This window comes from Labilithrix sp., from assembly GCA_019637155.1.
GTDB lineage: Bacteria > Myxococcota_A > Polyangia > Polyangiales > Polyangiaceae > Labilithrix.
Map to the genome: position 1 here is coordinate 109,918 of JAHBWE010000010.1, position 17,809 is coordinate 127,726.

Here is a 17,809-nt window from a genome sequence, read left to right on the forward strand (position 1 = left end):
GCCTCGCCGTGTTGGCGAGTCTCGTCGTGCCCGCTCGCGCGGCGGCGTCGCCGGAGGACCTCTTCGGGTACGGCGCGCGGACGAGCGCGATGGGCGCGACCGGCGCGACGCACGGGACCGGCGCGGAGAGCGCGTACCACAACCCCGCGCTCGGATCGCTCACGCGACGGAACGCGGTGACGCTGGGCCTCGGCGGCGCCGCGTTCGCGCTCACGCCGCGCACGGACGCGCCCGCGGCGAAAGGTGTGCTCGCCGGCGCCGCGATCCCGATCCCGTTCGGCGGCTTCCTGCGCGATCGCGTCGGCGTCTCCGCCGCGCTCTACATGCCGCGCGATCTCCTCGTCCGCGCGCGCGTGCTCTACCCCGAGACGCCGCAGTTCCCGCTCCTCACCGATCGCGCGCAGTCGGTCACGCTGCGCGCCGGCTTCGGCGTCGACGTCGGGTGGGGCGTGCGCGCCGGCCTCGGCGTCGCCACGCTCGCGGCGCTGAGCGGCAGCGTCGTCGCGACCGCGGAGGGCTCCAGCGTCGAGAACCAGCTCGTCACGACCTACGCGCCGACGATCGGCGCGACCTGGGAGCACGGCGCTGGGCGAGACGCGCTCGGCAGGCCGAGCGTTTACCGCGTCGGCGTGGTCTTCCGTGGCGAGCTCGACGCGCGCTTCGCGGTGACGGTCGACGGATCGAAGCTGACGACGCTCCCGATCCCCGTCTTCGACATCGCCGGCCTCGCGCAGTACGATCCGGCGCAGATCGTCGTCGAGGTCGCGCGCACCGACGCGCGCTCCACCTTCGCGCTCCAGGGCGTCTACAAGCGATGGCGGGACTTCCCGGGGCTCGTCGAGCCCACGCTGGTGTGCAGCCCCGGCGTCACGACGTGCGGCCTCGCCCCGCCGGAGATCGCGTGGCGCGACACGTTCGTGGTCCGCGCCGGCGCCGAGCACGGGATCGACCTCGCCCCCGGCGTCGTCTTGCGCGCCCGCGCGGGCGGATGGGTCGAGACCTCCGCGCTGCCGGGCTCGCTCCCGGAGTCGCGCGCGTTCGATCCGGCGACGAAGACGGTCGTCGCCGTGCCGACGCGCTACTTCGACGGGACGCGGCTCGTCGTGACCGGCGGCTTCGGGCTCGGGCTCCGCCACGTCGATCTCGACACGTTCGTGCAGCGGCACTGGGTCCTCGATCACGGCCGCATCACCGCGTTCGGCCTCACCGGGACGGTGCGGTTTTGAAGCGCGCGGCCGCGCTCGCCGTCGCCGCGCTCCTCGTGCCCGCGCTCGCGCGCGCGAACCCGCCCGACACGTACGGCTTCGGCTCACGCGAGGTCGCGCTCGGCGGCGCGGCGGCGGCGGAGACGCGCGGCGTCGCGGCGGGCTACTACAACCCGGCCGCGCTCGCGCGCTCGCGCGGGCTCGAGCTCTCGCTCGGCTACTTCCACGCCGCGCACGCGTTCGAGATGAACGGGCAGGGGAGCGAGGTCGATCCCGTGCGCGGGATCGTCGGCGGCCTCGTCGTGCCGGGCAAGGTCTTCCACGTGCCGGTCGCGTTCGGCGTCGCGCTGCACCTCCCGAACGATCGGCTCGCGCGCACGCGTTCGCGGCCGCAGGACGAGCCGCGCTGGGAGCTCTACGACAACCGGAACCAGCGCCTCTTCTTCGCCGCGAACGTCGCGATCGAGCCGCTGCCGTGGCTCCAGATCGGCGGCGGGATCTCGTTCGTCTCGGCGACGACCGCGCGCCTCGACGTGACCGGCTCCGCGGACCTGTTCCGCTCCGACGACTCCGCCCTCCGTCACGAGGTCGACGCGAGCTTCGTCGCGGTGCGCTACCCGCAGCTCGGCGTGCGCGTCGCGCTCTCGGAGCGGATCGCGCTCGCGATGGTCTATCGCGGCGAGGTGCAGCAGAACCTCGATCTCCGAGCGCGCTTGAAGGGCGACGTCTCCGGGCTCACGACCGCGCTCTACGAGCTCGAGTCCCGCAGCGTGAGCGGCTTCGTCCCGCAGCAGGTCGTGCTCGGCGGCTCGTGGGCGCTCACGCGCCGGACGCAGCTCACGTTCGACCTCACCTGGGTCGACTGGAGCGCGTACGTCGCGCCGGCCTCGCAGCTCGACGCCGTCCTCGACATCCCGCCGCCCGCGGGCGGGTGGCCGTCCACGATCGCGCCGCCGACCCCGCCGCCGCCGTCCCGCGTGATCCCGCTCCGCCTCCGCGACCGCGTCGTCCCGCGCGCCGGGGTGGAGTGGGAGCCCGCGCGCGGCTTCTTCGTCCGCGCCGGCTACGCGTGGATGAAGAGCCCGATCGAGGCGCAGAGCGGCTTCACGACCTACGTCGATCGCGACCTCCACACGCTCGCGCTCGGCGGCGGCCTCGCGGTGCGCTCCGGATCGCGCCTCGTGCCCGGCACGCTCTCCGTCGACGCGCACGCGCAGGTCGGCGTCCTCCCGGAGGCGACGACGCGGAAGGCGAGCCCGGCCGACTTCGTCGGCGACTTCCGCGCGCGCGGCGACTTCCTGAACCTCGGCCTCACCGCGACGTTCGCGTTCGGCCGAGGCCGAGAAGAAGAGGAGCGGCGATGACGTTCGCGTTCGGCCGAGGCCGAGAGGAAGAGGAGCGGCGATGACGCGCGCGTTCGGCCTCGTCATGCTCGTCATGCTCGTCGCGTGCGGCACGACCGGCGACGCGGGCGGCGACGAGGCGATCCTCCCGAGCGCGGGGATGGGCCCGTTCCGTCCCCTCGCGGAGAAGGAGCTGAAGGGCGCCGCGCCGTTCGTCCTCGACGACTCGCTCGCGCGCTACGCCGATCCCGCCGTGCTCGCCGACGGCGAGAGCACGCTTCTGTATGCGGTTACGCAAGGGAAGATCGTCCGCACGCGCGCGAACGACGGACGCACCTTCTTCGGCGCGGGCCAGGTCGGGCGCGCCCCCGCGGTCGTGCTCGCGCCGACCGAGCCGTGGGAGATCGCGCTCGCGGGCCCGTTCGCGCTGCGCCGCGGGGCCGAGGTCTGGCTCTACTACGCGGGCGAGGAGGGGATCGGCGTCGCGCGATCGAGCGACGGCCTCGCGTTCACGAAGGAGCCCGGCCCGATCGTGTGGGGCGGCGCGGCGCCGAGCGTCTTCGCGCTCCCGGACGGGAGCCTCCGCATGCTCTACACGCGCGGCCTCGAGATCGAGGAGGCCGCGAGCCCCGACGGCCTCGCCTGGCAGCGCATCGGCCCGGTGTTCTCCGCCTCGCACGTCGCCGGCGCGTTCGACGCGGTCGCGGTCGCCGATCCCTGGGCCGAGCCGCGCACGACCGCGGCCGGCCGCTTCCATGTGCGTGTACTCTACACGGGAACGGACGAGGCCGGCGCGACCGCGATCGGCTTCGCGGGCCGCTACGGCGTCGACGGTCCGCTGACGCGCAACCCCGATCCGGCGTACCCCGCCGGCCGCCAGCCCGCGCTCCTCGGCGCGTTCCTCTACGTGACGCAGGAGCGCCCGGGCTACGACGCGATCGCGGCCGCGCTCCAGCCCCGCGCCGCGACGCTGACCCCGCCGGGCGACTACCCGGCGTCCCCTTAGACGATCACGCGGGCGCCGCCGCGGCGGGCGTCGCCGACGCCCTCGAAGCTGCCGTCGATACGGAGCGCGCAGTGGACGCCGCCGAAGTAGAGGTTCGGGGCCTCGAACACCGCGGGGGCGAAGGGGTACGCGTCCTTCAGCGCCTGCACGACGTCGGGCGCCATCCCGGCCGCCTCGAAGGCGAGCTTGGGCTCCCCGCTCGCGCGGTCGATCTCGACGTGGAGGCGCGGCGCGTGCACGGCCTCCGCCGGCGACACGCCGTGCTCGACGAGCCCCACGATCGTCTGGAGGATCGCGGTGCGGAGGCGGTTCGAGCCGCCGCTGCCGAGCGCGACGCGGTCCGCGCCGCGCGAGAGGATCGCCGGCGCCATCATCGTGTTGATCGCGGTGCCGGGCGCGTCCTCGTGGAAGCCGCGCGGATGGAGGTCCTCCTCGCCGAGGATGTTGTTCGCCATCATGCCGGTGCCGCGGAGGACGTGGCCGGAGCCCTCGCCGTTCGTGAGCGTGAGCGACACCGCGTTGCCCTCCTCGTCGATCGCGCTGATCTGCGTCGTCGAGCCGAGGAGGCTCCGCGCCTTCGCGCGCGCGACCTTGAGGCGCTCGTCCTCGAGCATCGCGCGGGCGAGGACCGGATCGGCGACGCGATCACGGAACGTGTCGTCGCGCTCGGAGAGGAGCGCCTCCTGGACCTTGCCGACGAAGAGCTCGTGCTCCTTCGAGAGCCACCGGTAGCGGCCGACGCCCTCGAGGAGGCGGAGGCCGAGCGCGACGAGGAGCCCGCCGGTGGAGGGGAAGGGCATCGTCGCGAGGTGCCAGTCGCCGTGCGCGACCGCGATCGGCGCGTGCTCCGCGAGCGCGGCGTGGTCGACGTCCTCCGGCGTGATGAGCCCGCCGTGGCGCGGGCCGAGCTCGTCCGCGAGCGCGCGGTAGAGCTCGCGCACCCGCGCCGGGCGCGCCGCGATGTCGGCGAGCGTCTGCGCCATGTCCGGGTTCCGGAGGTGCGCGCCGACGCCCGCGATCTCGCCGTCCGCTCCCGAGAAGAGCGCGCGACCCTCGGGCGTGAGGTCGATGATCGGCCGGAGGATGTCGAAGACGAACCCGCACCCGGTGCCGAGGACGTACCCGTCCTTCGCGAGCGCCGTCGCCGGCGCGAGCACCGCCGCGAGCGGGCGCGCGCCGAGCCGCCGCTGGAGCTCGATGAGCCCCGACAGCGCGAGCGGGACCGCGACGCTCGCGGCGCCGACGTGGAACACCTGCGCCGCGGCGCCGAAGTTGACCGTCACCGCCGCGAAGTCGCGCGGCGATCCCGGCGCGAGGCCGAGGCCCGGCGTCCGCGCGAACATGTCGAACGCGATCGCCTCGCCGTTGCCGCGCTCGACGACGCACACCCCGCCCCCGAGCGGCGAGCAGAGCGGGAGCTCGCACACGAACGCGGCGAAGGCGGCGGCGACCGCGGCGTCCACCGCGTTGCCGCCCTCGCGAAGAAGCGCCGCGCCCGCTTCGGCGGTCTGAGGGTCGCCCGCGGCGACCACTCCTTTCGTCGATCCCATCCGCGTCGATGCTAACGTTTCTCGAACATGTTGGTGGGCCTCATCCTCGGCGTGCTCTGCGTTACGCCGCTGGTCCTCACGTACCTCTTCTTCATCCGCTGGGTCGATCGCTTCGAGCCCGAGCCGTGGTGGCTGATCCTCGCGGCGTTCCTGTGGGGGGCGATCTTCGCGACCCTCGGCGGCGGCCTCACCTCGAGCTTCGCGCAGGCGATGACGTCGGCGCTCTTCGACGCGTCGCCGAAGGAGCTCGACGTCATCGGCGCGACCGTGTTCGCGCCCATCTTCGAGGAGAGCTTCAAGGGGATCGGCGTCGCGCTGATCGCCCTCATCAGCGCGCTCGGCCTCCGCGAGCTCGACGGCCCCCTCGACGGCGCGATCTACGGCGGCGTCGTCGGCCTCGGCTTCACGCTGACGGAGGACATCCTCTACGTCTCGAACCAGTTCGCGACGCAGGGCTTCGGCGGCTTCGTCGTCCTCCTCTTCCTCCGCACGATCCTCCTCGGCCTCTCGCACTGCACCTTCACCGCGTGCACCGGCCTCGGCTTCGGCATCGCGACGGAGGCGAAGAGCTGGTTCGTGAAGATCGCCGCGCCCGTCATCGGCTTCGGCTGCGCGATGTTGATGCACTGCATGCACAACTCGCTCCCGACCTTCTTCGGCGACGGCGGCCTCGTGCTGATGCTCCTCATCTCGTGGCTCATCGACATCCTGTTCTTCGTCCTCCTCGCGCTCCTCGTCGTGCGCGATCGGAGCATCGTCATCCGCGAGCTCTTCGGCGAGGTCGGCGGGCTCCTCCATCCGAAGGAGCTGCACCTCGTCTCGAGCTACTTCGCGCTCGGGATGAAGAACTGGGGGGTCCTCTTCTCGAAGGGCTGGGGGCCGTTCTCGGTCCGCCGCAAGAAGCAGCTCCAGCTCGTGGAGCTCGCGTTCGTGAAGAGCCGGCGCCGCCGCGGTGAGACCGGCGCCGATCTCGATCGCAAGGAGGCCGAGCTCCGTCGCGACATCGCGACCGCGAACCAGCGCGGCGTCTGGATCGGCAGCTGACGACACAGCCGGGCACGACACGGATGCCAGACCCTGCGCCGTAGATCCATCGAATTTCAGGGATCTGGACGGATGGCACATCGGTTGCTCCACTCGGCGTCGAGGGAGGTCGACGATGGGTCGCGTTCTCTGGAGATGGCCGTTGCCGCTCCTCTTGATTGCTGTGGGCTGTTCGGACCTCGCCGCGACGTCGCTCGACTCGGGGGACCGCCGCTCTGCGAAGAACAGCGGCGACGACGGCACGGGCTCGTCGAGCGGGACCTCGGGAAGCGGCGCCCCCGGCGAGCTCCCGCCCGAGCGCGAGGTCGAGTCCGACTACGAGGCGCCGGTCGCGACCGGCAACGTGGTGTGGGTCGCGAACCCGAAGAGCGGACGCGTCGCGCTCGTCGACGCGCAGACGCTGCAGGTCCGCACCGTCGAGGCCGGCAACGCGCCGACCTACCTCGCGAGCGTGCCGAACCAGCCGGTCGACACGACGCTGGTGCTCAACGTCCTCTCCGCCGACGCGACGCTCCTCCGCGCGACGACCGCGACCGGCGCGGTCGAGTCGACGACGTTCAAGACCGCGCGCGACGCGAACACCTCGGCGTTCTCGAGCGACGGTCGCTACGCCGTGGTCTGGGCCGACGCGCGGAAGGTCCCGGACGCGCCGAAGACCTTCGGCTTCCAAGACCTCACCGTCCTCGACCTCCAAACCGGTACGTCGACGATCCTCGCGGTCGGCTACCGCCCGGTCGCGGTCGGCTTCAACGCCGAGAGCACGCAGGCGTACGCCGTGACCCAGGACGGCATCGCGCTCGTCGCGCTCGCGGGCACGCCGGCGGTGACGAAGAACGTCGCGATCTCCGACTCGCCGACGGAGGACCCCGGCACGCGCGACGTCTTCGTGACGAAGGACGGCGCGCGCGCGTTCATCCGCCGCGACGGCTCCTCCACGATCACGATCGTCTCGCTCGCGACCGACGAGCGCTCGGAGGTCACGCTCTCGGGCCCGGTGACGGATCTCGATCTCGCCGACACGGGGGACCGCGCCGTCGCGGTCGTCCGCGCCACCGCGGAGGTCGCGGTCCTCCCGATCGCGAACCCGTCCGGCAACGCCTCCGTCACGATCACGGGCGAGACGATCGGCTCCGTGTCGATCGCGCCCGGCGGCGGGCGCGCGCTCCTCTACACGAACGCGACCGCGGCCGAGCGCTTCACCGTCCTCGACCTCGCGCAGACCCCGACCTTCCGCACGGTGCGCCTCTACTCGCCGGTGCTCGGCGTCTTCTCCGCGCCCGACGCGCAGCACGCGGTCGTCCTCCACGACGGGAACCCCGGCGCGTTCAGCGTCGTCCCGATCGGCCAGGACCTCCCCGCGAAGATCGTGGAGACGGGGGCGAAGCCGACCGCGGTCGCGACGCTGAACGATCGCGCCGTCGTCGCCGAGCGCGACGACGCGTCGAAGGTCTACGGCGCGTACCTCGCGCGGATGCCTCAGCTCATGGTCGAGCGCTACCCGCTCGCGAGCCCGCCGATCGCGGTCGGCGTCGTGCCGAGCGCGCGCCGAGCCTTCGTCGCTCAGCAGCACGCCGAGGGGCGGCTCACGTTCATCGATCTCGAGAGCGGCGTCGCGCGGACGCTCACGGGGTTCGAGCTTTCTTCCCGCGTGGTCGATGGGAGTGGTGTGCAATGAGGTCGAGGATTGGGACGGTAGGTCTCTTTGCGCTGGTCGCGGCGTGCGGCGATCGGCCGGACAGCTACGAGACGCCGTTCGCGGCGCAGGCGGAGTCGTTCGCGCTCACGAATCGGGTCGCCGTCGTCGACAAGAACGCGAACCGCGTCGGGCTCCTCGTCCCGAAGGCGGGGCAGGAGCTCGCGACCTCGTTCGTGCCGATCGGGCGCTCGCAGATCCGCGCGCAGGTCGCCCCCGACGGCAAGCGCCTCTTCGTCCTCTCCGCCGGCGACGTGCCGCGCCGGAAGGACAAGAACGAGCGGCCGAGCCTCACCGTCATCGACGACGCGGGCGGCGCGCGGAGGTTCGACCTCGAGTCGCTGCACTCGGACCTCGCGCTCGATCCGCGCGGCCGCTACGTCGCGCTCTTCGCGAAGCCGGGCCGGAGCAACGACCCGTTCCTCGCCCAGGCCTCGTTCGTCGAGAACCCGAACGAGATCCTCATCGTCGACCTCGAGGAGGGCACCGTGACGCCGCGCACGATCCGCTCGTTCGGCGGGCAGCCGCAGCGCGTGACGTTCACCGATCCGCTCAACCTCCCGCGCGGCCAGCGGCGCCTGCTCGTGGTCGAGACCGATCAGGACGTCCACCTCCTCGACCTCGACAACCTCCGCGCGACGCCGCGGCGCCCCGAGATCACGGTCCGCCTCACCTCCGGCTCGAGCACGAACGCGCTTCGCCCCGCCGCGATCGCGGTCGACGACGGCCTCTCCGAGCGCAACGACGACACGCGCATCGGCGTCCGCGTCGAGAACGACTCGAGCGTCTTCACGCTCACCCTCGTCGACGCGGAGCCCGGGCCCGGCGACGAGCCGGACACGATCTCGAACGACTTCCGCCCGGAGGTGAACCTCACCGAGGTCGGCGGCACGCCCGGCGACATCGTCTTCGTCCGCACCGACCTCGGCGTCCGCCTCGCCGCCGTCGTCCCCAACACGCGCAAGGTCGTCCTCTTCGATCCGCAGACGAGCATCACGAGCGAGGTCGACGTCAACGGCGCGTTCTCGCGCATCTCGCTCATCACGAGCGTCGTCGACGCGCAGGCCGGCACCGACACCGCGCTCCTCTACGGCGAAGGGCAGACCAACGGCGTCGCGTTCCTCTCCCTCGGCAAGGCGGTCGGGCAGACCTACCGCACGGTCGAGATCGTGCCGCTCTCGTCGTCGGTGAGCACCGTGCGCGACGTGCCTCCACCGCGCCCCGAGCTCAAGGTGCTGCAGGGCGGCGGCAACGCGTTCTTCGTCCTCAACCTCGCGAGCCGCACCGCCGCGCCGCTCACGACGCTGCAGCAGGCCGCGATCCACGTCGCGCCCGACGGGCAGCGGCTCTGGGCGTTCCAGCAGGGCGCGCAGAACCTCTCCGAGGTCACGCTCGACAACCTGCACCCGATCCCGCTCACGCTCGATCGTCCGATCACCGCGGTCTACGACGTGGAGCGCGAAGGCGGGGGGCGCTCGCTCATCGCGCTCGACATGCGCGGGTCGGTGGGGGCGACGGTGCTCGACGCGATCGACCCCGATACGACCGCGAGCCGCTCGTACTACGGCCTGATGCTGGAGAAGCTGCAATGAACCGCCTTGGCTTTTGTGTCGCGTTCGCCTTCGTCGTCACGTGCTCCGCGCATGCGCTCGCGGACGACTCCGAGCCCGCGCCGGCGTCGGAGCCGCCGCGCCCCGTCACCGTGACGTACACGATGCCCGCCGCCGCGCCGGAGCCGGAGGCGGCGCCGGACGTGGATCGCCCTCCGCCTCCCGGGGTGGGGAAGCCGCGCTACGACCTCTGGCGCATCGGCGTCGGCGGTCGCTTCGACTACGTCGGGACCTCGGGCTTCGACACGTTCGCGGACGACAACTTCCTCGGGAACATCGCGATCGACGCGACGTACCCGCTCCTCACGCGAGACAAGCTGACGCTCGGCGTCGGGCTCGGCTACAGCGTCGGCGGTCGCGACGGCCACCTCCGCGGGATGTCGACGAACCTCGCCGTGCACCGCTTCCAGGCGCCGATCGAGGCTCGCTACCACTTCATCCCGCAGGTCTACGGCTTCGTGAAGGTCGCGCCCGGGGCGGCCGGGATCTTCGCGGAGATCGTCGACTCCTCTTCGCCGAACGCGCTCAAGGACACGGCGTGGGCCTTCTCGGCCGACGCGAGCGTGGGCGCCGGCATCCTCCTCGGACCTCGCAAGTACGTCGCGAAGGGCGGGACGGGCCCCGACGCCGACCTCGAGCGGCGCACGCTCCGCATCTGGGCCGTCCCCGAGCTCGGCTACGGTTACACGACGCGGCCGGGGCTCGACCTCCGCCCCGATCGCGACGCGAACGACGCGCTCGGCACCGACGAGCGTGTCCGCGTGAACGGCCTCGCGCTGAGCTCGTTCTTCTGGCGCCTCTCCATCGCGACGACGTTCTGACCATGCGAACCCTCCTCGTCCGAAGTCTCCCCATCCTCCTCCTCCTCGCCGCCTGCGGCAGCGAGGAGGGCAGCACGTTCTACGCCGACAGCGGCCGCGAAGCGCCGGGCCTGCCGTCCGGCGGGATCTCCAGCAGCAGCGGCGGCGCGGGCTCCGGCGGCGACGGGCTCCCCGCCGAGCGCGAGATCGAGTCCGACTACGAGGCGCCGGTCGCGACCGGCAACGTGGTGTGGATCGCGAACCCGAAGAGCGGGCGCGTCGCGCTCGTCGACGCGGTGACGCTGCAGGTCCGCACCGTCGAGGCCGGCAACGCGCCGACCTACCTCGCGAGCGTGCCGAACCAACAGGTCGACACCACCCTCGTCCTCAACGTCGCCTCCGCCGACGCGACGCTGCTCCGCGCGACGAGCACCGCCGGCGCGATCGAGACGACGACGTTCAAGACCGCGCAGCTCGCGAACACCTCGACGTTCTCGAGCGACGGTCGTTACGCCGTGGTCTGGGCCGACGCGCGGAAGGTCCCGGACGCGCCGAAGACGCGCGGCTTCCAGGACCTCACGGTCCTCGACCTCCAAACCGGCACGTCGACGATCCTCGCGGTCGGTTATCGACCCGTCGCGGTCGGTTTCAGCGCCGACAACACCCAGGCGTACGCCGTGACCCAGGACGGCATCGCGCTCGTCGCGCTCGCGGGCACGCCGGCGGTGACGAAGAACGTCGCGATCTCGGACTCTCCGACGGAGGATCCCGGCACGCGCGACGTCTTCGTGACGAAGGACGGCGCGCGCGCGTTCATCCGCCGCGACGGCTCCTCCACGATCACGATCGTGACGCTCGCGACCGACCAGCGCTCCGAGATCACGCTCTCGGGGCCGGTGACGGACCTCGACCTCGCCGACACCGGCGATCGCGCCGTCGCGGTGGTGCGGTCCACCGCGGAGGTCGCCCTCATTCCGATCGCGGACCCGTCGGGCACCTCGTCGATCACCGTGACGGGGGAGACGATCGGCTCCGTCGCGATCGCGCCTGGCGGGACACGCGCGCTCCTCTACACGAACGCGACCGCGGCCGAGCGGTTCACCGTCCTCGATCTCGGCGCGACGCCGACGTTCCGCACGGTGCGCCTCTACTCGCCGGTCCTCGGCATCTTCGCCGCCCCCGACGCGCAGCACGCGATCGTGCTCCACGACCGCGCGGCGCCGTCCGAGGACGGCGCGATCCCCGCGAGCGGCGGCGCGTTCAGCGTGGTGCCGATCGGGCAGAACCTCCCCGCGAAGATCGTGGCGACGCTCGCGCCCCCGACCGCGGTCGCGACGCTCGACGATCGCGCCGTCGTCGCGGAGCGGAACGACGCGGCGAAGGTCTACGGCGCGCACCTCGTGCGGATGCCGCAGCTCATGGCGGAGCGCTACCCGCTCGCGAGCCCGCCGATCGCGGTCGGCGCGGTGCCGGGCGCACGCCGCGCGTTCATCGCGCAGCAGCACCCGGAGGGCCGCCTCACGTTCATCGACCTCGAGACCGGCGTCGCGCGCACCCTCACCGGCTTCGAGCTCAGCTCCCGCGTCGTCACGGGAAGCGCCGCGAATTAACGCCGGACGAGGTGCCGGAAGGAAGCGCCTTCGATCGCGACGTCCTGCCACGCCTCGTTCAGGCGCTTCGGGATGTACATGACGCCGCCCTTGGCGTGGTCGTACGGGAAGAAGCGGGCGGTCACGTCCTCGATCGCGCCGGCGCGATCGCGGATCGAGAGCTTGCGCGCGAAGCCGCCGGAGATCCCGCCGCGGTACGGCGCCTCGCGCTCGAGGACGGTGTTGCCGTCGGCGTCGACGTTCGCGATCGTGTAGCCCTGCGCCTGCGGGGGGAGGAGCTGCATCTCCTCGTCTTCGTCCTCGCCGCTCGACAGCTTGTTGAGCTCGGCGAGGCGCTTCGCGAGCGCGTTGTACGTGTAGTCGCTGACCCACTCGTCCTTGCAGTACGACATCATGTCGTGGCCGATGTCGGGCGAGTGGAAGGTCTTCGAGAAGATGTCGTAGCCCCACACGCCGAGCTTCGCGCCGTCGTGCGGGAAGCTCGCGTCGATGCCTTGCGGCATCTGCCCGCCCGGACCGCACGGGGCGTGCTCGCGGCCGTGCGCGTGGCCGATCTCGTGCGCCATCGTCTCGGCCGCCTGCTGGCCGGGGTAGCCGACGCCGATGCTCGCGCGGAGCGCGGAGGCGCGGTAGTCGTCGGCGACGGTGCTGAGGCCGGCGACGCAGCCGGCGGAGCAGAACGTCGCGAACGACTTCGTCGTCATCATCGAGCCGTAGTAGTAGACGTCGTCCTTCGCCTTGTCCTTGCGCCGCAGGTCGCGGACGGCGGCGAGGAGATCGACGAAGGTCTGCGGCTTCGTGCCGGAGATCTCCGCGTCGTACGCGAGCTCCTTGCGGACCGTGATCTCCACGTCGCTCGCGGCGTAGCGGCCCATCAGCGTGGTCTTGTACGCCTCGAGCTGCTCGTCGGTCAGCGTCGGCAGGCGGTCCGAGCCGTCGAAGGTGTACTTGATCGGGACGAGGACGACCTTGAGGACGCCGGTGTCCCCCGCACGGAGGTCCTGCCAGCCGCCGTCTTGCGGCCAGCGGCCCGGGTTGTCCTCGCCGTCCGCGGCCGCGACGCCGTCCTTCGCCGTGAGCGAGACCTGCATGCTGACGCCGGCGGGGAAGCTGTCGGCGGGGAACTCGATGTTGAACGTCGAGTCCGCGTCCTCCTCGCTCGAGTCGCCGGAGATCCGCTTCTTCTCTCGGATGATGGGGAACGCGCCGTCCTCCGTCGCGAGGCGGAGCTCGGCGGTGACCTCGCGCGCCTTGAAGCCCTTCTCCGCCTTCACGTAGACGCGGATGATGCCGGGCCGGCCGCCGACGACCGGCGCCTTGCGCTTGCTCTTCACCTCGGCGCCGTCGGCGACGATCGGGACCTTCACGCCCTGGAAGACCGCGACGTCCGTGATCGTGAGCCCGGACACGATCGCGCCCGGCGGCGTCGACGGATCGGTCGAGTCCGGATCCGTCGCGCTCGTCGACTTGGTCGGGTCCTCCGGCTGTGCCTGGACCGTTACGATCTCCGTGGTGCAGGCGGCGGCGAGGCCGATGAGCACAATCAGTCCGAGTCCCGCGCTAACCCGCATTCGCCAGCTCCCAGTCGAGTGGATCGTCTCGGCACCTGAGCAATCCGTGCCCCAGGGACGCGCAGCCTGTAGCATCGTGGCGGAGATGAGCCACATGAAAAGCGAAGGCAGACCGCTAGTTGGGAGGTATTGAGACGTCTGGGAGACGCGCCGGCTGCCAGGTGCTCTCGATCGCGACCCCTGCACGGACGTTCGGCTTCGACGGCTTGAGCTGCATCGACCGGAGCGGCGCGACGAGGCAGAGGAGGGCGTTCTGCGCCACCGCGCCGCCGGGCGCGAGCCGCACCGAGGTCGCGGGCGCCGACCACGACGCGTCCTGCTCCGCGACGATGCGCGCCGCACCTTCGACGAGGAGCCCCTGCTCCTGGAGGGCCGCCGCGCACCGCTCGAACCGATCGGCGAGCTCGTCGGCGATCGCGATCGCGTCCGCGCGCGCCATCCCGCGCGACTCGGCGATCGCGATCGTCCCGTGCGGTCGCTTCACGACGTGCTCGTAGACGTCGCCCGCGCCCGCGTCGATCGCCTCCGCCTCACCGCGCACGTCGCGCGTGACCGGCACGATGTCCCGCGGCGACGACGGCGAGCACGCGACCACGATCGCGAAGGGGAGGGCGAACCGCACCGCTCCTTCGCTTATCACGCAACCGGCGCCCGCGTGCGCCGACACGGACCTGCGCGCTATGATCCGTCCGATGACCACTCACTCGGAAGACATGACGACGCTCAGCTACTCGGTCCCTCGCGTCCGCGCGGGCTGGGAGCTCCCCGAGGAACAGATGCCGCAATCCGAGCTGCACGTGGAGGTCATCGACTTGCTCTCTGCCATCTTGAGGTACTGGGCGGCGCGGAGCGGCGCGCGGATCGTCCGCGATCTCGCGGTGCGATGGATCGAGGAGCGCCCCAACGTCGGCGTGGACCCCGATCTCGCGGTGCTCGTCCCGTCGCCGCCGGACGAGATGCTGACGAGCCTCCGCACCTGGCAGCCGGGCCACGCGCCGCCGCTCCTCGCGATCGAGGTCGTGAGCGACGCGAACCCGAGGAAGGACTACGAGATCGCGCCGGAGAAGTACGCGGCGAGCGGCACGCAGGAGCTCGTGGTCTTCGATCCGTTGCTCGTCGGCCCGAAGACGCACGGCGGTCCGATCTTGCTCCAGGTCTGGCGCCGCGACGCGAGGGATCGCTTCACGCGCGTCTACAGCGGCGGGGGCCCCGTCCGCTCCCACGCGCTCGACGCGTACCTCGTCGTCACCAACGACGGCCGCCGCCTCCGCGTCGCGAAGGACGCGGCCGCGACGGACTTCTGGCTCACCGGCGAGGAGGCCGCGAGCGCGGCGAAGGAGGTGGAACGCGCCGCGAAGGAAGCCGCGCTCAGCGCGAAGGAAGCCGCGCTCGCGCGCGTCGCGGAGCTCGAGGCCGAGCTCGCGCGCCGGCGGTGACTACGAGAAGAGCTGCTTCGCGATGACGATGCGCTGCACCTGCGCGGTGCCCTCGTAGATCTGGAGGATCTTCGCGTCGCGCATCAGCTTCTCGACCGGGTACTCCTTCACGTAGCCGTTGCCGCCGAAGACCTGCACCGCGTCGGTCGCGGTCTGCATCGCGGCGTCGGCGCCGTAGGCCTTCGCGCACGCGCTCGTGAGCGGATCGCGGATCCCCTTGTCGAGCGACCACGCCGCCTTGTGCACGAGGAGGCGCGTCGCGTTGTAGCGGATCGCCATCTCCGCGATCATCGCCGCGACGAGCTGGTGCTCGCTGATCGGCTTGCCGAACGTCTTCCGCTCCTTCGCGTAGGCGACGGACTCGTCGATCGCGCGCTTCATGATCCCGCACGCGATGCCGCCGATGTCGGGACGCGTCTGGTTGAACGTCTCCATCGCGAGCTTGAAGCCGTGGCCCGGCGCGGCGAGCACCTGCGCCGGCGGGACGACGACGCCGTCGAGCATCACCTGCGCGGTGTCGCTCGCGCGCTGGCCGAGCTTGTCCTCGTGTTTGCCGACGCTGAGGCCCTTCTGATCGCGGTGGACGATGAACGCGCCGATCCCCTTGTGCTTCAGGTCCGGGTCCTCGGTCGCGAAGATGACGTAGAACGAGGCGAGGTTCGCGTTCGTGATCCACGCCTTCGTGCCGGTGAGGACGTAGCTCCCGTCGGCCTGCTTCACCGCGCGGCACTGCATGCCGGCGACGTCGCTCCCCGCGCCCGGCTCCGTCGTCGCGTACGAGACGTGGGTGGGCTCGCTCATCAGCCAGCCGAGGTACTTCTTCTTCTGCTCCTCCGAGCCCGCGAGCTTGATCGGGGTGAGGCCGAGCGTGTTCGCGGTGATGCTCGTCTGGATGCCGCTGCAGCCGTAGGCGAGCTCCTCGGTGACGAGGACGGAGTCGAGATCGGAGAGGCCGGGGCCGCCGTATTCGGCGGGGAGGGTGGGGTTCACGAGGCCGATCTTCCAGGCCTCCGCGAAGACGTCGCGCGGGAACTCCGACTTCCGGTCGCACTCGGGCGCGACGGGGATGATCTTCTCCCGCGCGAAGCGGCGGGCGATGTCGATGAGGGCGCGCTGCTCTTCGGTGAGCTCGAAATCGATCATGGGGCCGGAAGGATTCCACGCGTCGCCCGGCGCGTCACGCCGCTTCTTCGGCCTCCTCGAGCGCGGGCGCCGGCGCCTTCGTCTCGCCCGCGCGATCGAGCGCCACCTTGAAGAGGATCGGGCCGATGACCTCGTTGATCGCGATCGTCGCGATCGCGAGGTCGGCGAACCCGCGCCCGAAGGAGGGGAACTCACGCGCCGCGATCTGCGCGATGCCGAGCGCGAAGCCGGCCTGCGAGACGAGCGGCGCCCACGCCCAGCGCTTGAGGACCGCGTCGTCCTTCGCGACCCAGCTCGCGGTGCGGGCGGCGACGAACGAGACGATCGATCGCGACACCGTGAGCGCGAGCGCGACGGGCCAGAGCGCGCGGAGGAGCGGGATGTTGAGGTGCGCCCCCGCGCTCGCGAAGAACACGACGTAGACGACGGCGCCGGCCTGCTCGATCGCCTGGAGCAGCTTGTCGCCCTGCTTCGAGAGGTTCTGCACGACGAACCCCGCGACCATGAACGTGAGGAGCGCGTCGTAGTGGAGGTAGCTCAGGATCTCGGTCATGCCGAAGCCGAGCATGACGAGGACGACGAGGAGCTGGCGGCCGATGAGGCGGAGGTAGATCGCGAGGACGAGGCCGAGGGTGGTGCCGAGCGCGACGCTGCCGAGGATCTCGTGCCCGAGCACGCCGAACGCCTGGGTCGAGAACGAGACGCCCGGGTCGACGAGGGAGCGCGCGACGGTGATCGCGGCCGCGAGCGACACGACGCCGACGACGTTCGAGGACATCACGAAGGCGAGGGTGTACCGCGCGAGCGATCCGGACGCGCGCGTCTGCGCGAGCACGCCGAGCGCGGCGGAGGGGCTGCGCGAGATCGAGAGGACCCCCCAGAGCAGCGACGCGCCGGCGACCGCGCCGGTCGCGAGGTCCTTCGTGAACCCGATGAGCGGGCTCACCGCGAAGAAGGCGCCGCCGGCGAGGGTGATCCCGAGGAAGGTCTGGAAGAACGTCGCCGAGACGAGGGTGCGGAACACGGCGCGGAGGCTCGCCATCCGGAGCTCGGCGCCGCCGGCGAGCGAGATGAGCGAGAGCGCGAGCGTGTTCACCGGTCCGAGCCGGTCGACGGTGGCGTGATCGATCAGGTGAAGGACGTGCGGCCCGGCGAGGATGCCGGCGGCGAGGTAGCCGGTGAGGTGAGGGAGGCCCACGACCTCGAGGAGCTCCGCGAGGAGCGTGCCGGCGAGCAGGAGGAAGCCGAGCGTGGCGACGAGCGCGGCGTCGCCGCCGGTGCCGGGCGCGAGCTTCGAAGAGACCCACAGCACCGCGAAGACCGCGAACAGCCCGAGGAGATCGAGCGCGCGGCCGAGGCCGGTCTTGCCATGGCTCGCGCCGCCCACGAGGCGATCCTACTCGCGCGCGCGGCGCGCCTTCTCTTCGATCTGCGCCCGGGCGGCGCGCCCGCCGAGCATCCAGCCGATCGTGATCCCGACGAGGAGGACGCCGGGGATGAAGATGAGGTGCTCGGGGCCGGGGAGGCCCATCAGGCCTCGTCCTTCTTGGGCGGGGCCCCCTTCGGCCCGCGCATCTTCTTCTCCGCCCGGTCGATCGCGGCCTCGAGGCCGGTCACGCGCGCGGTCAGCGACGCCTGCTGCCGCCAGAGCAGGACGAGCCACCCCATGACGATGAGCCAGATCGCGGCGTAGGCCTCGACCATCAGCGTGTAGCCGTTGTACTGCTCGCCGGTCTCGGCCGTCGCGGTGTAGACCTCGGCCCGGTCTTCGGGCTTCGGCGCTTCTTGCGTCGTCACG

General features: G+C 71.9%; 15 protein-coding genes. 9 read left to right on the forward strand and 6 right to left on the reverse strand.

Annotation, left to right across the window (positions count from 1 at the left end):
* The first annotated feature begins 8 nt into the window (after positions 1-8).
* The 3 genes from KF837_21975 to KF837_21985 are packed head-to-tail and all read left to right on the forward strand — an operon-like array spanning position 9 to position 3,554.
* Complete coding sequence (locus KF837_21975) at positions 9-1,226, forward strand: hypothetical protein (protein ID MBX3230005.1); 1,218 nt, start codon at positions 9-11, stop codon at positions 1,224-1,226.
* Positions 1,223-2,569, forward strand: coding sequence for an outer membrane protein transport protein (locus KF837_21980; protein ID MBX3230006.1), 1,347 nt, complete (start codon positions 1,223-1,225; stop codon positions 2,567-2,569). The genes KF837_21975 and KF837_21980 overlap by 4 nt, the downstream gene beginning before the upstream one ends.
* Positions 2,570-2,609: 40 nt before the next feature.
* On the forward strand, positions 2,610-3,554 hold the full coding sequence (locus KF837_21985) for a hypothetical protein (GenBank protein ID MBX3230007.1): 945 nt from the start codon (positions 2,610-2,612) through the stop codon (positions 3,552-3,554).
* Here the strand turns inward: KF837_21985 and KF837_21990 are convergent.
* The gene (locus tag KF837_21990) at positions 3,551-5,104 is read right to left on the reverse strand and encodes a gamma-glutamyltransferase (protein ID MBX3230008.1); all 1,554 of its coding nucleotides are present in this window, start codon (positions 5,102-5,104) and stop codon (positions 3,551-3,553) included. The genes KF837_21985 and KF837_21990 overlap by 4 nt on opposite strands.
* Before the next feature lie 27 nt (positions 5,105-5,131).
* On the opposite strand from KF837_21990, the gene KF837_21995 reads away from it, so the two are divergent.
* The 5 genes from KF837_21995 to KF837_22015 all read left to right on the forward strand — a co-directional run bounded on the left by KF837_21995 (position 5,132) and on the right by KF837_22015 (position 11,861).
* Positions 5,132-6,148 (forward strand): PrsW family intramembrane metalloprotease, encoded by a 1,017-nt coding sequence (locus KF837_21995; protein ID MBX3230009.1) that lies wholly within the window; start codon positions 5,132-5,134, stop codon positions 6,146-6,148.
* Between the two features lie 115 nt (positions 6,149-6,263).
* A complete protein-coding gene (locus KF837_22000; GenBank protein MBX3230010.1) occupies positions 6,264-7,823 on the forward strand; it encodes a hypothetical protein in 1,560 nt (519 codons plus the stop codon).
* A complete protein-coding gene (locus KF837_22005) occupies positions 7,820-9,433 on the forward strand; it encodes a hypothetical protein (protein ID MBX3230011.1) in 1,614 nt (537 codons plus the stop codon). Before KF837_22000 ends, KF837_22005 begins: the two co-directional genes overlap by 4 nt.
* On the forward strand, positions 9,430-10,272 hold the full coding sequence (locus KF837_22010; protein ID MBX3230012.1) for a hypothetical protein: 843 nt from the start codon (positions 9,430-9,432) through the stop codon (positions 10,270-10,272). Before KF837_22005 ends, KF837_22010 begins: the two co-directional genes overlap by 4 nt.
* 2 nt (positions 10,273-10,274) lie before the next feature.
* On the forward strand, positions 10,275-11,861 hold the full coding sequence (locus tag KF837_22015; protein MBX3230013.1) for a hypothetical protein: 1,587 nt from the start codon (positions 10,275-10,277) through the stop codon (positions 11,859-11,861).
* On the opposite strand, the gene KF837_22020 is transcribed toward KF837_22015, so the two are convergent.
* Together KF837_22020 and KF837_22025 are read right to left on the reverse strand one after the other, a co-directional pair.
* The gene (locus KF837_22020) at positions 11,858-13,432 is read right to left on the reverse strand and encodes a hypothetical protein (protein ID MBX3230014.1); all 1,575 of its coding nucleotides are present in this window, start codon (positions 13,430-13,432) and stop codon (positions 11,858-11,860) included. The genes KF837_22015 and KF837_22020 overlap by 4 nt on opposite strands.
* A 115-nt stretch (positions 13,433-13,547) precedes the next feature.
* On the reverse strand, positions 13,548-14,054 hold the full coding sequence (locus KF837_22025; protein MBX3230015.1) for a hypothetical protein: 507 nt from the start codon (positions 14,052-14,054) through the stop codon (positions 13,548-13,550).
* Positions 14,055-14,124: 70 nt separating this feature from the next.
* On the opposite strand from KF837_22025, the gene KF837_22030 reads away from it, so the two are divergent.
* A complete protein-coding gene (locus KF837_22030; protein ID MBX3230016.1) occupies positions 14,125-14,868 on the forward strand; it encodes a Uma2 family endonuclease in 744 nt (247 codons plus the stop codon).
* On the opposite strand, the gene KF837_22035 is transcribed toward KF837_22030, so the two are convergent.
* The 3 genes from KF837_22035 to KF837_22045 form a co-directional block, all read right to left on the reverse strand.
* Positions 14,869-16,011 carry an acyl-CoA dehydrogenase family protein gene (locus KF837_22035; protein ID MBX3230017.1) on the reverse strand — a complete coding sequence of 381 codons (1,143 nt, stop codon included), beginning with the start codon at positions 16,009-16,011 and terminating at the stop codon, positions 14,869-14,871.
* Positions 16,012-16,045: 34 nt separating this feature from the next.
* Complete coding sequence (locus KF837_22040) at positions 16,046-17,398, reverse strand: sodium:proton exchanger (protein MBX3230018.1); 1,353 nt, start codon at positions 17,396-17,398, stop codon at positions 16,046-16,048.
* A 143-nt stretch (positions 17,399-17,541) separates the two neighbouring features.
* Positions 17,542-17,808 (reverse strand): CcmD family protein, encoded by a 267-nt coding sequence (locus KF837_22045; GenBank protein ID MBX3230019.1) that lies wholly within the window; start codon positions 17,806-17,808, stop codon positions 17,542-17,544.
* Position 17,809: the final 1 nt, after the last annotated feature.

Bases quoted from the DNA above. Each gene is read 5' to 3' on its own strand.
- KF837_22005 (MBX3230011.1), top strand. From the start codon at position 7,820: ATGAGGTCGAGGATTGGGACGGTAGGTCTCTTTGCGCTGGTCGCGGCG.
- KF837_22035 (MBX3230017.1), bottom strand. From the start codon at position 16,011: ATGATCGATTTCGAGCTCACCGAAGAGCAGCGCGCCCTCATCGACATC.
- KF837_22015 (MBX3230013.1), top strand. From the start codon at position 10,275: ATGCGAACCCTCCTCGTCCGAAGTCTCCCCATCCTCCTCCTCCTCGCC.
- KF837_21990 (MBX3230008.1), bottom strand. From the start codon at position 5,104: ATGGGATCGACGAAAGGAGTGGTCGCCGCGGGCGACCCTCAGACCGCC.
- KF837_22000 (MBX3230010.1), top strand. From the start codon at position 6,264: ATGGGTCGCGTTCTCTGGAGATGGCCGTTGCCGCTCCTCTTGATTGCT.
- KF837_22030 (MBX3230016.1), top strand. From the start codon at position 14,125: ATGACCACTCACTCGGAAGACATGACGACGCTCAGCTACTCGGTCCCT.
- KF837_21995 (MBX3230009.1), top strand. From the start codon at position 5,132: ATGTTGGTGGGCCTCATCCTCGGCGTGCTCTGCGTTACGCCGCTGGTC.
- KF837_22010 (MBX3230012.1), top strand. From the start codon at position 9,430: ATGAACCGCCTTGGCTTTTGTGTCGCGTTCGCCTTCGTCGTCACGTGC.
- KF837_21985 (MBX3230007.1), top strand. From the start codon at position 2,610: ATGACGCGCGCGTTCGGCCTCGTCATGCTCGTCATGCTCGTCGCGTGC.
- KF837_22020 (MBX3230014.1), bottom strand. From the start codon at position 13,432: ATGCGGGTTAGCGCGGGACTCGGACTGATTGTGCTCATCGGCCTCGCC.